General features: G+C 70.1%; 15 protein-coding genes and 1 pseudogene. 9 read left to right on the top strand and 7 right to left on the bottom strand.

Annotation, left to right across the window (positions count from 1 at the left end; genetic code table 11):
• Together KWI83_RS37175 and KWI83_RS37170 are read left to right on the top strand one after the other, a co-directional pair.
• On the top strand, nucleotides 1-213 hold a 213-nt coding region (locus KWI83_RS37175), incomplete at its 5' end, for an adenosylhomocysteinase (RefSeq protein WP_218518787.1).
• Nucleotides 214-396: 183 nt separating this feature from the next.
• Complete coding sequence (locus KWI83_RS37170; protein ID WP_218518786.1) at nucleotides 397-846, top strand: hypothetical protein; 450 nt, start codon at nucleotides 397-399, stop codon at nucleotides 844-846.
• Here the strand turns inward: KWI83_RS37170 and KWI83_RS37165 are convergent.
• From KWI83_RS37165 to KWI83_RS37150, 4 genes and pseudogenes are all read right to left on the bottom strand, one after another.
• Nucleotides 818-1759: an IS5 family transposase gene (locus tag KWI83_RS37165; protein ID WP_218518785.1), complete on the bottom strand. Its 942-nt coding sequence runs from the start codon at nucleotides 1757-1759 to the stop codon at nucleotides 818-820. The genes KWI83_RS37170 and KWI83_RS37165 overlap by 29 nt on opposite strands.
• 149 nt (nucleotides 1760-1908) lie before the next feature.
• Entirely contained in the window at nucleotides 1909-2067 is a 159-nt protein-coding gene (locus tag KWI83_RS37160; RefSeq protein WP_218518784.1) for a hypothetical protein, read from the bottom strand.
• A gap of 256 nt (nucleotides 2068-2323) precedes the next feature.
• Nucleotides 2324-2611, bottom strand: coding sequence for a DUF1876 domain-containing protein (locus KWI83_RS37155; protein WP_218518783.1), 288 nt, complete (start codon nucleotides 2609-2611; stop codon nucleotides 2324-2326).
• Between the two features lie 11 nt (nucleotides 2612-2622).
• Nucleotides 2623-4010 (bottom strand): annotated as a pseudogene (locus tag KWI83_RS37150) (nicotinate phosphoribosyltransferase).
• A gap of 379 nt (nucleotides 4011-4389) precedes the next feature.
• Between KWI83_RS37150 and KWI83_RS37145 the strand changes: the two are divergent.
• From KWI83_RS37145 to KWI83_RS37130, 4 genes are all read left to right on the top strand, one after another.
• Nucleotides 4390-4821, top strand: a complete 432-nt coding sequence (locus KWI83_RS37145) for a DUF2267 domain-containing protein (RefSeq protein ID WP_218518782.1) — start codon at nucleotides 4390-4392, stop codon at nucleotides 4819-4821.
• A gap of 227 nt (nucleotides 4822-5048) precedes the next feature.
• The gene (locus tag KWI83_RS37140; RefSeq protein ID WP_218518781.1) at nucleotides 5049-5258 is read left to right on the top strand and encodes a hypothetical protein; all 210 of its coding nucleotides are present in this window, start codon (nucleotides 5049-5051) and stop codon (nucleotides 5256-5258) included.
• A gap of 102 nt (nucleotides 5259-5360) precedes the next feature.
• Nucleotides 5361-6245 carry a universal stress protein gene (locus tag KWI83_RS37135; RefSeq protein WP_218518780.1) on the top strand — a complete coding sequence of 295 codons (885 nt, stop codon included), beginning with the start codon at nucleotides 5361-5363 and terminating at the stop codon, nucleotides 6243-6245.
• Between the two features lie 229 nt (nucleotides 6246-6474).
• Nucleotides 6475-7143 (top strand): CBS domain-containing protein, encoded by a 669-nt coding sequence (locus tag KWI83_RS37130; protein WP_218518779.1) that lies wholly within the window; start codon nucleotides 6475-6477, stop codon nucleotides 7141-7143.
• Nucleotides 7144-7481: 338 nt separating this feature from the next.
• On the opposite strand, the gene KWI83_RS37125 is transcribed toward KWI83_RS37130, so the two are convergent.
• The 3 genes from KWI83_RS37125 to KWI83_RS37115 form a co-directional block, all read right to left on the bottom strand.
• Entirely contained in the window at nucleotides 7482-7976 is a 495-nt protein-coding gene (locus KWI83_RS37125; RefSeq protein ID WP_218518778.1) for a CBS domain-containing protein, read from the bottom strand.
• A gap of 476 nt (nucleotides 7977-8452) precedes the next feature.
• Nucleotides 8453-8962, bottom strand: coding sequence for a hypothetical protein (locus KWI83_RS37120; RefSeq protein WP_218518777.1), 510 nt, complete (start codon nucleotides 8960-8962; stop codon nucleotides 8453-8455).
• A gap of 221 nt (nucleotides 8963-9183) precedes the next feature.
• Complete coding sequence (locus KWI83_RS37115) at nucleotides 9184-11190, bottom strand: aconitate hydratase (protein ID WP_308122391.1); 2007 nt, start codon at nucleotides 11188-11190, stop codon at nucleotides 9184-9186.
• Between the two features lie 679 nt (nucleotides 11191-11869).
• Between KWI83_RS37115 and KWI83_RS37110 the strand changes: the two genes are divergently transcribed.
• The 3 genes from KWI83_RS37110 (at nucleotide 11870) to KWI83_RS37100 (ending at nucleotide 13751) form a co-directional block, all read left to right on the top strand.
• On the top strand, nucleotides 11870-12259 hold the full coding sequence (locus KWI83_RS37110; protein ID WP_256363357.1) for a four-helix bundle copper-binding protein: 390 nt from the start codon (nucleotides 11870-11872) through the stop codon (nucleotides 12257-12259).
• A gap of 768 nt (nucleotides 12260-13027) precedes the next feature.
• A complete protein-coding gene (locus KWI83_RS37105; RefSeq protein WP_218518775.1) occupies nucleotides 13028-13192 on the top strand; it encodes a hypothetical protein in 165 nt (54 codons plus the stop codon).
• Nucleotides 13193-13538: 346 nt separating this feature from the next.
• Nucleotides 13539-13751 (top strand): hypothetical protein, encoded by a 213-nt coding sequence (locus KWI83_RS37100; RefSeq protein WP_218518774.1) that lies wholly within the window; start codon nucleotides 13539-13541, stop codon nucleotides 13749-13751.
• The last annotated feature ends 142 nt before the right edge of the window (nucleotides 13752-13893 follow it).

The following is a 13893-nucleotide window of genomic DNA, read 5'->3' as shown; positions in this document are numbered from 1 at the left end:
ACGGACCAGGCGCTGGCGCAGATCGAGCTGTTCACCAAGCCGGACGCCTACCCGACCGGTGTGTACACGCTGCCCAAGCACCTGGACGAGAAGGTCGCCCGTCTGCACCTGGACGCGCTCGGCGTGAAGCTGACGAAGCTGCGTCCGGAGCAGGCGGCGTACATCGGCGTCGAGGTCGAGGGCCCGTACAAGCCGGACCACTACCGCTACTGAGTCAACGTCCCACGCTGCGGCTACTTGACGGACGCTTGGCCCGTACCGTTGAGTGCGCGTTTCTGGAAGCCATCCGCTTTCCGAACGTGATCAGTTGGTTCGGCTGTGGTGGGCATGAACTCCGGCTGGTGGCGGGAGAGATGGGCGTGGTTGGTCCGCTCGCGTCGCTTGTGGAGGTGGCTGGTGCCGTCGGTGCTCGGTCTGCTGGAGGCTCGGGAGAAGAAGGTCCGGGAGGAGGTCGCGCGGTTGCGGGCTGCGCTCGGCGAGGCGGAAGCTGCGCTTGAGCGGCTGGTGGATGCCAGGGCAACGGTGGCCGAGGTGCTGGCCGAGCCGTCTTGCGCTGTCGCGGAGCCCGTGGGGAGCGCGGTGGCCGGATCGGTGGTGCCGCACCGGGCCGAAGGCATGGAGGCGTCGGTGCTGGCGCCGGACTACCAGCGCATAGTGTCGGTGCTGGAGTCGGAAGCGGGCCGGGAGGGCATGCGCTGTCAGCAGTTGGCCGCGGCTCTGGGGCTGGAGGCGGTCCCGGCGAAGGTCGAGGGGTTGCGGTCGAAGGCGAAACGCCTGGTGGAGCGGGGGTGGGCCCGGCAGGTGCGGCCGGGAGTCTTCACCGCGCTCGCGGCGGCGGCCGGCTGAAGGTGCCTGGGCGGCGTCCGGCCAGGCGGCTGCTCATGAGCATGGTCATGGACCACAGCACCATGGCTTCGTGTATGGCGGGCGGTGTTTCGACATCGCGCACCAGGCGGCGCGAGCGCATCAGCCAGCTCAGCGTTCTCTCTACTACCCATCTGCGCGGGAGCACCACGAAGCCGGTGGTCTCGTCGGAGCGTTTGACGATATCGAGGGTGAGCTGGAGCTTCTCGGCCGCCCAGTCGACGAGCCGGCCCGCGTAGCCGCCGTCGGCCCAGACCAGGCGGGCGGAGAAGTACAGTTTGCGCATCCGCTCGAGCAGCGTCACGGCTGCATCTCGGTCCTGCACGCTCGCCGCGGTCACCATCACCACCAAGACCAGGCCGAGGCAATCGACCACCAGGTGCCGCTTGCGGCCCGAGACCTTCTTCCCACCGTCCCAGCCGGACGTCGAGCGGGGGATGTTCGCCGCGGCCCGCAGTGACTGCGAGTCCACAACCGCCGCGCTCGGGTCCACCGCGCGGCCCTCCTTCTGCCGGACACGGTCACGCAGCCGGTCGTGGAGTTCGGTGAGCAGGCCCTGAATCTGCCAGCGGCGGGCGAAGGCGTGCACCCGTTTGAACGGTGGGAAGTCGCAGGGCAGGTTCGCCCACTTGACGCCGTTGTCCACGACGTAGCGGACCGCGTCGATCATCTGCCGGTGGCAATACCCCTCCGGGCGGCCGCCCCGCCCTTCCAGCCAGGCCGGAACGGGCAGCAAAGCCCGGACGATCTGCCATTCCGTCTCTGTCATGTCCGAGCTGTAGCAAGGGGCGCGGTCTGGGCCGTCGGCCGCATTGCCGAACCTGTGCGCGAGGCAGTCACACGACGGAGAAGGCGAGTTGGACTCCACACCCGCGAGCGCGAAAGACTGCGGCAACAGGGCCTCCCGGAACAGCTCGTTGGCTTCGACAACCCCGAGCTACCGCGAGGCCCTGCCTTCATGCGCCGACCTCACCGCGATCACCCGATCAGGACCCCTGTTCGACCAGACAAGCCCGTTGATCGGTAAGCGGATGGCTTCTCAGGTCAGCCCATACCGAACGGCTGACCCATCTGGCCGAAGCCGAAGCCAGGCTGCTGGTACTGCGGGTACTGCTGGCCGAACCCACCACCCCACCTCTGCTGGCCCTGGCCCTGGCTCTGCCGGAGCAGCGCCACGATCGCGGTCGGCAGTGCCTGCTGCACCGACTGCTCCACGGCGTGACGGACGGCCCCGGCCAGCGCGTGCGGTGCAGCATCAGGGCCATGTACGGGTGCGCCTGCTGGGCCAGGTCCGTCCGCTGCTGGATCTGCTGGAACGTCTGCTGCACCTGCTGCACCTGCTGCGCGACCTGCTGGGGGCCGCAGAGCCCGGGGCCCAGAAACCAGGCCAGGTCGGAGGGCTCGCAATAGGGCGTTCCGCTCGGATGCGGACGTATCCAGGTCGGCCTGCGGCCATCGGTCACACGGGCCATCCGGGGTCCTGGCGGGTGCTCGGCGCTGTCGCGCCCGTACTCTCGATGTCGCGCTCGGCGGCGTTCAACAGCTGCTGGGCGAGGTCGCGCATGGCTCTGCCCGCCGCCAGTTCGTCGCCGATCTCCGGCACATTCGTGTCCGCCGGATGGCAGTGCGCCGCCCCGCGGCCGATGAGCGCCGTGTCCCCGGTGTCCGGCACCACGCGCGCCTTCGTCGTTCCCTCGTCGTCCTCGAAGAGGTTGAGACGCACCGTCCATTCCACCGTGTATGGCATCGCTTGGCTCCTCACTTCGGTACGGACCGATGTGATCCGGATGAGGTTCGTTCTCGGCCCGCGCGCGGCGCGGTGGGAGCCGACGTCTCCTCCCCCATACGACGCCGGACCTGGGCAGCGAGTGCGCTCAGCCGCTCGGAGGCCATCGCACGGGGCGCTACGGGCGCTCGGATCCGGCGCGCCGCCGACGGCAACTCGGCCAGGTCCGCGGCCAGCCTCTCCCGGCACTCGTCGAGCGTCGGTCTCTTGCCAGTACGCCGCCCGCCCTGCATCACCGTCTCCAGCAAGGGCCTGCCCGCCTCTGGTGGCGGCTCGTCGGCGAGAGCGATCACGTCCGCGTAGCCGGGGCGACGGAAGACCTCGGGCCGGGCGCCGTCACCTTCGCCGAGGACAGCTTCATCACCGGACGGCCGTCGTACTCCACCAGTTTGTAGGCGGAGTCCACATACGGCGCGTCGGCCGAGACCCCGACGCGAGTGCCGACTGCGTACGTGTCGATCGGCGCTCCGGAGCGGACCAGGCCCTCCACGGCGTACTCGTCGAGACCGCCGCTGGCGATGATCCGTACGTCCGGCAGGCCCGCGCCGTCGAGGATGGAGCGTGCCCGTGCCGCCAGTGCGCCGAGGTCGCCGCTGTCCAGCCGTACGGCCGAGCCGGGCCCGCGGTCAAGGTCCCGCAGGACGCGCGCCGCGACGCGGACGCCCGCCTCGGTGTCGTAGGTGTCCACCAGCAAGGTCACCGGGCCGGGGTGGGACCGTGCGAAGGCACGGAACGCCTCTTCCTCCGTGGCGAACGCCTCCACGAAGGAGTGGGCCATCGTGCCGACGGCAGGTATGCCCAGTGCGGTGGCCGCGGCCACGTTGCTTGTCCCGGCGAAGCCGGCCAGTGCGCCAAGCCGGGCCGCCTGAAACCCGGCCTGCGGCCCGTGGGTGCGCCGCAAGGAGAAGTCCACGACCGGATGCCCCGCCGCCGCCAGCACGCACCGCGCCGCCTTCGAGGCGATCGCCGTCTGATGGCTGAGCTGGTTGAGCATGTACGTTTCGCCGAGTTGCGCCTGCGGAAGAGGCGCGGTCACCTCCAGCAGAGGCTCTGCCGCGAGCACGATCCGCCCCTCCGGCACCGCCCGCACATCACCCGTGAACTCCAGGCCGAGCAGAGGCTCCAGGTCCCGTCGCGGCCAGTGCAGCGCGGAAGCGAAGGCGTCGACGTCCTCCGGGCCGACTAGGAAGTCGGCCAGGTAGTCCAGGGCCGACTCCAGCCCGGCGGCGACCAGGAAGCCGCGGTCGGCAGGCAGGTCGCGGACGAAGAGGCTGAACGTCGCCGGGCCGGTCATCCCCTCCCGCAGATAGGACATGGCCATCGTCACTTCGTACAGATCGGTGGTCGTCACATCAGGCATCAGGCGACCTCCTCGGCTCCCTTGCGGGTTCCGCATGTCCTCTCTTACGGGTTTCCGCATGTCATGGGCCCAAGCGTGGAGCGTCACGGACGAAAGCGCGTCGCGGAGGAGAGGGCCACCCGGTCCACCAGCCCTGGCCGCCGCGTTCTTGCGGTCGTCGGCGGGCGGGCGCGGCTGCCGACCGGTTCCGTCCGCCCTAGCATGGAATTCGGGGCAGGAAAACAGAATCGACCGCGTGCACCATGTGCCGGGCATGCGGTACGCGACCGGGCAGGTGCCGCCCGCGCCCTCGCCACTTCTGCATCAGCTGGCGGCTCTGAGAGCCGAACACCGCCTGCCCTGAGCCGCGGCACTCCCGGAAGACCGGAAGGGGAGACCGATGCCTCCCACACATCCGCCCGACTTCGAGCACGCCATCCACACCGCCAACATCTGGCTGAAAGCGGTGTCGGAAGCTCTGGGAACGGAGGACCGTCACCTCGCCCACCGGGTGTTGCGCACCTGGCTGCACACGCTCCGCGACCGGGTCACCATTGATGTGGCCGCCCACTTCGCCGCGCAGCTGCCCGACTTGCTGCGGGGCGCCTACTACGACGGCTGGGACCCCAGCGCCGTACCGATCAAGTACGACCTCGAGGGCTACGTGAACCGCTTCGTCCAGGAAGCGAAGGTCGGTGCCGACGATGTGCCCCGGATCGTTCCCGCGGTCACCGCCGTCGTACGCGAGCACGTCTCGCCCGGTCAGCTGGAGGCGGCACTGGAGCAACTTCCGCACGACATCCGCGCGCTCCTCCTCCAGCCGACCGCCTGACCGAGCTCTACGCACGCGGTCGGTACCAGGACGACGCCCCGGCGGAGCGGGCCAGGACCTGACGGTGACTCAGAGCGGCGACTGCCATGCGCGCCGTTCGCTCATCGGACGCTGGGCGTCGTGCAGCCCACCGCCACGACGACAGACGTACTACGGCCGCCGCACTACCCCCTGATCGCCCGCCGAGTAATGGCCCACCCCGTCACCGCTTCGTGAGGAAACATGACATGACGCAGAACCACTCTCCTGAACCCGATGCCGTGCTCGGGACGGACGCCCGGTTGAGCCGGCTGGAAACGCAGGTCGCGACCCTGGCCGAGGCCATCCGCGCACTCGCCCGCGGGCTGGAGAGCACACCGTCGGAGGACGTTTCGCCCGAGGAAGGGGCACGCGGCGCACGACTCGCCCACGAACTCCTGCTCTCCCAGGGCCTGTAGAGGCACCGTGGCACCGGAAAGAGACGGAGTCGGCCGCTGTGGTCGGCACCGCACCGCCCTGCACCGGGGCATACCGGTCGAAGAGACCATCGGGAGTCGGCGATGACGCATGCAGAAGGACGTAAACCCATCGTGGCCGGCGTCGACCCCGATCCGGGGAAACGCACGGCGCTGGCCTGGGCCGCCGACGAGGCGGCCCGGCGCCGCCTGCCACTGCTGCTGGTCCTCGCGCAGAACATGCCGACCCCCGGGTACCGGCCGACGGGCGGTCGGCCGTCCTGGGAGGAGTGGAACGAGGCGCTGCATGCGACGGGGGATCGCGCGCTGAGGGATGCGGTGGCCTTCGTGGAGTCCCGGCTTCCTCGGGTGCGGGTGTCCGGGCTCTTGGCGGAGGGGCATCCGGCGTGGGTACTGCGCGAGCAGGCGCAGAACGCCACACAGGTCGTGCTCGGTTCCTGGCACCTGAGTGCTGTCCAGGAGCTTTTCAGCTCCGCCGCGGTCGCCCTGCCGCTCATCGCCCACGCGCCCTGCCCGGTGGTGGTCGTACCGGAGCCGGAACACGCCACCCAGCAGCCGCCGTACTTCGTGGTCGGGGCCGACGGCAGCCCTCAGTCCGACGCCGCGGTCGACTTCGCCTTTGAAGAGGCTGCCCTGCGCGGCGCGGCCCTGCGAGCCCTGTACGTGTGGCAGCCTCCGCGGCTCGGCGCCCTCGACGAGGACGCGGCCGTTCGGGAGTGCCGCAGGCTGCTGTCGGAGGCGGTCGCCGGGCGTATCGCCGCCCATCCGGAGGTGGAGCTGCACCACGAGGTGGTGCGCGGCCACCCGGTACAGGTCCTCGCCAAGGCGTCCGAACACGCCCTCGGCCTGGTGGTGGGCACACGCGGGCACGGCGGCTTCAGTGGCATGCTGCTGGGCTCCGTCAGCCAGGGCGTGCTGCACCACGCACGCTGCCCGGTCATCACCGTCCCGCACCCGAACGACCAGTAGCACGCGATACCGGAAGGACGCTCCTCACGTCGGAGCGCGAACGGCAGCCATGTCCCGGCGCGGGCTCGCGGCCGTCGGGGAGCGCACGGGCTCCGCGTCCCGGGCCTGCCGAGCGAGGGGCAACAAGTGCTGGCCGTGACACTCGCTGGGGCAGTGCGGGGACGATTCAAGGGGCGGACAGTGGAGAGAGGACCTGTCCGTCGTGAGCGTCTGAGGAGGGAGCAGTCACATGCTGCATCGAGTGGTCGGCGACCTCATGACCACGGCCGTTGTGAGCGTGCGGCCGGACACAGGCTTCAAGGACATCGTCCAGCACCTCGCGGAGCACGACATCACCGCGGTACCCGTCGTCGACGACCAGGGCCGCCCGCTCGGCGTGGTGTCGGAGGCGGACCTGCTGCGCAAACAGGAGAGCCAGGCCGATCCGGGCGGACATCTGGGCGCCGCCCACCTGCTGCCCGCGGAACGCACCAAGGCCCACGCGCTGACCGCCGAGGGACTGATGACCAGCCCGGCTGTCACCGCCCGTCCGCAGTGGTCGGTCGTGGAGGCAGCCCGCGCCATGGCCCACCACCACGTCAAACGGCTGCCCGTCGTGGACGACGCGGGGCAGCTGGTGGGCATCGTCAGCCGTGGTGACCTGCTGCGCGTCTTCCTGCGGCAAGATCCGACGATCCGTGAGGAGATCATGACGGAGGTTCTGACCCGGGCCCTCGGCTTGGACCCCGGCGCTGTCACCGTCCAGGTCGCGGAGGGGCGGGTGACGCTCAGCGGCACAATGCCGCACAGCGGCTTGATCCCCATCGCGGTGCGTCTGTCCGAGAGCGTCGATGGTGTCGTCGACGTCACGAATCATCTCCGCGCCGAAACCGACGCTGCAGCCGGTACACCACGGTGACTCGCCTCCCTACTGCGGACGAGGTCCGAAGAGGCTGAACGTCGCCGGGCCCGTCATCCCCTCCCGCAGATAGGACATGGCCATCGTCACTTCGTACAGGTCGGTGGTTGTCGCATCGGACATCGCCCTTGCCTCCTCGGCTCCCTTGCGGGTTCCGCATGCCCTGCTTTGCGCTGTCCTCGGGGCGATTCAGGCTCACAGTGATTGGGGAGCCCAGCGACACGATGCCCAAACCGCCTGCTCGGCTTCGGCGTGCGGGTCATGGCTGCTTGCTCGCCGGGAGTTCGGGAGGTGTTGGGCCGACGAGGGCCGGTGCGGTCAGGATCTGCACGCGGTCCTCAGGCGGCGACGGCGTGGCCCTCCTGCAGGGCGCGCTCGCCCGAGGTCCGCTCCAGCAGTCCCAGCAGCCGTCCTTCCGGGTCGGTCACCACGACGGTGTGCACCCGCGCTTTCGCCATGCGCCGCACCAGTGGGCCCAGTGGTTCGTGGGCCCGCACGGTCACCGATCCCGGACGCATCACCTGTTCCACCGTGGCATGCGTGCCGACCTCAGCCTCGGGGCGACGCAGCAGCCCAGTGACGACATGGTCGTCGTCCACCACGACGCACACTGCCTGACCCGCATCCCGCATCCGTGCCAGCACCTCGTCCACCGGCTCGTCGGCGCGAGAGGTGGGCACGTCACTCCTGGCCACGGTCCCCGCCGACAGGGCCTTGGCCGAGCGGCCCTCCAGAGGCCAGCCTGCTGCGAGCGCGTCGGCTTTTCCGGGAACGTAGTCGTAGACCTGGCGGAAGCCGAGTTGCTCCAGCCGGGCCGCGACCCGGGGACTCATGTCGCACATCCAGTCCCAGCAGTACACGACCACCGGCCTGGCGCGATCCAGTCGCCGTGCCGCCTCTCGGTCCAGATCCGCGGCCACACATGTACCGCGCCTGACAGATGCGTGTCCTCGTACTCCTCACGGGGCAGCACCTCGACCGGCTGCGCTCCCGCCTCGGCGAGGTGCCGCACCTCGTACCTGTCCATCACCCGTGGGGCATCGAATCCATCTCCTCCCAGCGGAGCCCGCCCGTCGCCACCCGGCGCCTGCTCATGCCTCGTCTCTGGAGCACCGGCAGACCAGCTGATGCTTCGATCCGCGTACCACCCACTGCCCGCAGCATTCATGGGCGGCAGACTGCGCGCGCCCCAGGACAGGTAGTCGCCGATCGGGCAGTGACCGGTTGGAACACAGAGGAAGGCGACTGAACACAACGAGGAAAGGTCGGCGGCGCCAAGACACTCGGGGAAGGAAATGTCATCATCTGATCATCTCCCACCTATTCGGCGTCTTTTCGAATAGCATCCCAGCCGCCGTCGTAGCTGATGGCGCGGTTTTCCGTGCACGGCCAGCTCTCTCCAGGAATCCTCCGTCTCCTCGGGGACGGGAAGGGGCTGCCGCCAGGGGGTGGACGCGTCGATGTCCGGTGCGCAACGCCGCAGCCGTTCCACCGTGGCCTGCGCATCGTCCCGCACCGAGACGGCCAGGAGTCCGAAGGGAGCCGTGGGCCGCAGTTCGACGCACACCACGGGCCTGCCGGGCCGTACCGCCACGAAGTCCTGTCCACCGGGGTGGCCCCGCGCGCCGACGCACAGCACGCCGGGAATCCAGACGCCGTGCAGAGCCACTCCGCGCAGGGCACGCCACCAGTCGGGTTCCACTGTCACCCGGCGCACAGCCGCCAGCGGCACGCGCACACTTCCGCGGTGCGCGGCAGCCTTCTCCCGCCACGACAGGCGCACCACGAGGTCGTCGTCCTGCACGAGGATTCCTGCCACGTTCACTCCCTCCCTTCCATGCTCGCACGGCGACGGTCTCACCATGCGGTCGTTGTACTCCCTGTTTGGGCATCCCGTTGGATGAGGCTTTCCGGCAGCCGGAGGAGACGACTGATGGGCGAGCATGTTCACGTTCGCATCGGGGACGGCGTAAGGGTGAGTGACGAGGGTGAACTGATCGAGCTCTCCCGCTGCCGATGCGGCGCCACCTGGGCCAAGACTTATCGGGTGGCTGACGGCGGCCCCGAGGATTGAGTGCCGGCGAGGCTCGGGATGATGCCGCCGGCCACAACGGTGCGGCGGCGGCCGTCAGAGAGGCGGTGGCGGAGCTGGTAGGTCTCGTCCTTGGTGGTGTTGTGCAGCCGCAGGTGTGGATCGGCTCCGGGGGCCAGGGTGGTGTGGAGGTTCTCCAGCCGTAGCCGGTCGCCCGGGTCGATACGGTCGTGGTCGGACGGGTCGTTGAACTCCAGCGGCAGGACGCCGAAGTTGGCCAGGTTCTGCCAGTGGATGCGGGCGTAGGACTTCGCGATGACGGCGCGTAGTCCCAGGTGACGCGGTGTGATGGCGGCGTGCTCGCGGGAGGAGCCCTGGCCGTAGTTCTCCCCTCCGATGACGAAGTGCCAGCCAGGCGTGCCGTCGGTGGCGAGTTCTGCGGCGTGCCGTGGGTAGTCGGGGTCGAGCCGGGCGAAGGTGAACTCGGCGAGCTTGGGGATGTTCGAGCGGTACGGCAGTGCCTTCGCCCCGGCCGGGGAGATCTCGTCGGTGGAGACGTTGTCGCCGCACTTGAGCAGGACCGGGCCCTCCAGTACGTCGGGCAGCGGGTCGAAGTCGGGCAGGCCGGAGATGTTGGGGCCGCGTTCCAGCTCGATGCGGGCGGCCTGCTCGGGCGGCAGCGGGGGCTCGAGCATGGCCCGGTTGACCGACCCGTGGTCGGGCAGGCGCAGACGGGGGTAGGGCACGCCCTCCTTGGCCGCCCATTCGCGGGGGTCGGTGATCTCGCCGGTGAGGGCGGAAACGGCGGCCGTCTCCGGAGAGCACAGCCACACCGCGTCGTCCTCGGTGCCGGAGCGGCCGGGGAAGTTGCGCGGGAAGGTGCGCAAGCTGTTGCGGCCGACGGCTGGGGCCTGGCCCATGCCGATGCAGCCCAGGCATCCGGCCTGGTGGATCCGGGCCCCCGCGGCGATCAGGTCGAAGGTCGAGCCCGTCTTGGTCAGATCGGCGAGGATCTCGCGGGAGGTGGGGTTGATGTCGAAGCTGACGGCGGGGTGGGTCTGGCGGCCGGCGACGATGCCGGCGGCGATGGCGAAGTCGCGCAGACCCGGATTGGCGGAGGAACCGATGACTGCCTGCCCGATGGGTTCGCCCGCGACCGTGCGCACTGGCACGACGTTGCCGGGCGAGGTGGGACGGGCGATGAGCGGCTCGAGCGTGGAGAGGTCGATCTCGTCCGTGAGGTCGTAGACGACGTCCGACTCGGCGGCCAGTTCGCGGAAGTCGGCCTCGCGGCCCTCGGCGCGCAGGAAGGCGCGTACCGCGGCATCGGAGGGAAAGACGGATGAGGTCGCGCCGAGCTCGGCGCCCATGTTGGCGATGACGTGCCGGTCCATGGCCGTCAGCCCTGCCAGGCCCGGGCCGTGGTACTCCAGGATCCGGTTGACCGCGCCCTTGACGCCGTGCCGCCGCAGCAGCTCCAGCACCACGTCCTTGGCACTCACCCACTCTGGCAGGTGGCCGGTCAGACGGATGCCCCAGATCTCCGGCATGGTCACGTGCAGGGGCCGCCCGGCCATCGCGAGCGCGACCTCCAGGCCGCCGGTACCCAGGGCAAGCATGCCGAGCGCCCCTGCAGCACAGGTGTGCGAGTCGGATCCGGCCAGCGTCCTGCCGGGGACGCCGAAGTACTGCATGTGGGTGGGGTGAGAGACGCCGTTGCCCGGCTTGGAGTACCAGATGCCGAAGCGACGGCACGCGGAGCGCAGGAAGGCGTGGTCCTCGGCGTTGCGCTCGTCCGCCTGGAGCAGGTTGTGGTCGACGTACTGGACGCTGACCTCGGTACGGACCCGGTCCAGGCCGAGGGCCTCGAGTTCCTGCATCACCAGGGTGCCGGTGGCGTCCTGGGTGAGGGTCTGGTCGATCCGCAGCCCGATCTCGTGGCCCGGCTCCATCCGCCCGTCGACGAGATGATCGGCGATGAGCCGGTGCGCCAGCGTGCCGTGGGAGAGCGTCACAACGCCCAGGCTGCGCCATCCGCCCTGGGGCGGCAAGCTGACGCGCACTGCTGGCAGGCTGCGTCCCCTTCGTCAGAGACGCACGGGAGGTGGGCAGTGATGACTCTGCCTGTACGACGTACCTCCGGCAGGCTCGCCGAGCGGCCGTTCTGGCCAGGGACCCGCTGGCCGAGTTCGACGACCTGTTCAGCCGCATGGGCACGCTGCTGGAGTCCACCAGGAATCCTGGACGCCAGGACACCGGAACCCAGACGGGGCGGCCTTCTCCTCCTGGTCGCCGCTGGCCTCGTGCGCCAGGGCGGCCCTTCGGTCCCAGGTTGCGGCCATGGTCGCCACAGGGCCGGGGCCGCCCGATAGCCAGCCAGCCTCGGGACAGAGTTCACCTTCCGCCGGGCGGTACCGGACGTCAATGTGTTTGCCCCGGCCGCCCGGCACCGTACGGCCCGGGGCTCAGCTGGTGTCCTGGCGGGTCTTGCCAGCGCGGACCATGACGCTCGGGTGACGTTAGCTCGGCCGGGGGCTGGGCGTGCGGGTGGAGTGAGGTGGAGGCTGGTTTGGCGGAGCGGTGGGGGTGTTACCCCGTAGGCCGTGGGCCGGGGGTGGATCGGCGTGCCGCCGTGGCTGCCGGCTTCCGGACACGGAGTGAAAGGGCGATGCCGTGACTGCACCGGTGAAGGAAATGCTGGAGACCTACCCGGCCGATCTGGGTGGGGTGGACCGCGAGAAGCTGGCGCGTTGTATCGAGGAGTGTTTCGCCTGCGCGCAGGCGTGTACGGCGTGCGCGGACGCCTGTTTGTCGGAAGAGATGGTGGCGGAGCTGAGGAAGTGCATTCGCACGGACCTGGACTGCGCGGACATCTGCGAGACCACGGGGCGGGTGCTGTCCCGGCACACGGGCTACGACGCGAACATCACCCGGGCGCATCTGGAGGCGTGCGCGCAGACGTGCAAGGCGTGTGCGGATGAGTGCGAGCGGCACGCGGGCCGCCACGATCACTGCCGGGTGTGCGCGGAGGCGTGCAGGCGCTGTGAGGAAGCCTGCCGGGAACTGATCCAGTCGCTGGGCTGAGACGCTACCGCTGGGGCGCCTCGATTGGTCAGGCCTGTAGCAGGTCCCGTGAGCAGTCGCGCGTGACGGCTCTGCGGACCCACTCAGCGTGGCGGGCCCGGTAGGCGGCCTGCCAGCAGGCGGGACGGTCGTAGATTGTGCCCCGGCGGTGTCCGTGACCCAGCGCGAAGCGGTGGCCGCACACCGGGCAGCCGCGACGTGCTCGGTCCTCTCGCCCCAGACGAACGTCAGACCGATGGCGACGCCCTCGGCCTGGTGGCGCCGCCACCTGCGATACGTGGCCTTGCACTTCCGCCCGCAGAACCGTGCGTCGCTCCGGGCGCCGGCCCGCAGCGCGGCTTGTGACGGTTCGCGCAGCGGCGCACCCGCCCGGCCATCACCCCAGCAGGTCACCATGCCGGGCGGCTTCAGCCTCGGCTGACGGCGTACGCTGGGCCAGGCACGCACGGGACTTCCACACAGGGGAGACGCGCAGGGAAGGGTGTCCGCCCCGGCCCGTGGCCGCATACCGGCGGCGGGCTCCCGCAGCCCCGACGCGGGTCCCTGTCACCCGACCACTGAAAAGGCCCGGGCGCCCACGCCGACGGGCGCCCGGGCCGCCCTGTGCGATCTGCCCTACGCCCCCCTTCCCCTCCGCCCGGACCGGGTGCATGATCCCTTCACCCCCCCCAACGCAGGACAACGCACCGCAGAGGGGGCGATGTGAGATTGAAGCGCCACGTCCAGACCCGGGCCACAGTGGTGCGTGCTGGGGACACCACGACGCTCGTGGCCCTCGACGACTGGTACGGCGGTCAAATTCTGGCCCCCGCCGATACCTCGATCATCGAGGCCGCCGCCGGCAGACCTCGCCGGCAACTGGCCGACACACAACTGTGGGTCATGGCGCGGCTCACCGCACAGTGTGCCGAGGAGCTTGACCTACGGCAGTGACAGACCCGCCCGCGCGGTGGTCCGTCTTGAAGCAGCGGGACCGCGCTGGCCGCGTCGTGCGCCGAACGGGTTACCAGCGCAGCCCGAAAGGGCTCACCGCAGCCGCAGACACCTCATCCTGCGCGGCTCCTGTGCCAGAGTGAGTCTCGCGCCACAGGGCGCCGACATCGGTCGGCACTCGTCAGGCCCGTCTCGCTCACCCTCACCAGCGGGGCGGGCCAGTGTGCAGCAGATCCTGCCCGTCCGGGGGCCGTTCGTCGACAGCAGCGGAGCGGCGGAGAGCAGCGGCGCCACCGACGGTCGGCTACCACATGCGCGCCAACACAGGCGGGGCGAGGCTGTTGGCATGACCGAGCGCTCCGTGATCGTCTACCCGCCGTCTGAGACCGGTGGCCGCCAGGTGCGCATCGACGACAGGATCATCGGCACCGCGTACTCGCTGCACGACCTCACAGTGTTCCTGCAGAACGCCGGCCTCACTGGCTGGGACGAGTTGGATGTCGCCGAGTCAGGGTTGATCGAGTGGCACGAGGGCGGCCCGGAGGTGTGGGAACGCTGAACCCAAGTGCCAGCGGCAGTTATCCCGAGAGCGATTGGCACGACCACCGGCTCGACACCTCGTGATCACTGGAAGCCGTGCCTGTCCGTCAGGCGTGCGCTGACGGACATGGCCGGGCCTTGGCATATCGAAGCCTGGCCCT

The organism is Streptomyces sp. TRM70350 (assembly GCF_019219825.1).
Lineage (GTDB): Bacteria > Actinomycetota > Actinomycetes > Streptomycetales > Streptomycetaceae > Streptomyces.
This window is presented reverse-complemented; position numbering and strand designations above follow the sequence as displayed.

Coding starts and splice junctions, on each gene's coding strand:
- KWI83_RS37155 (WP_218518783.1), bottom strand. CDS start 2,611: ATGCCATACACGGTGGAATGGACGGTGCGTCTCAACCTCTTCGAGGAC.
- KWI83_RS37145 (WP_218518782.1), top strand. CDS start 4,390: ATGCCTCCCACACATCCGCCCGACTTCGAGCACGCCATCCACACCGCC.
- KWI83_RS37140 (WP_218518781.1), top strand. CDS start 5,049: ATGACGCAGAACCACTCTCCTGAACCCGATGCCGTGCTCGGGACGGAC.
- KWI83_RS37135 (WP_218518780.1), top strand. CDS start 5,361: ATGACGCATGCAGAAGGACGTAAACCCATCGTGGCCGGCGTCGACCCC.
- KWI83_RS37130 (WP_218518779.1), top strand. CDS start 6,475: ATGCTGCATCGAGTGGTCGGCGACCTCATGACCACGGCCGTTGTGAGC.
- KWI83_RS37125 (WP_218518778.1), bottom strand. CDS start 7,976: ATGAGTCCCCGGGTCGCGGCCCGGCTGGAGCAACTCGGCTTCCGCCAG.
- KWI83_RS37110 (WP_256363357.1), top strand. CDS start 11,870: ATGCTGGAGACCTACCCGGCCGATCTGGGTGGGGTGGACCGCGAGAAG.
- KWI83_RS37100 (WP_218518774.1), top strand. CDS start 13,539: ATGACCGAGCGCTCCGTGATCGTCTACCCGCCGTCTGAGACCGGTGGC.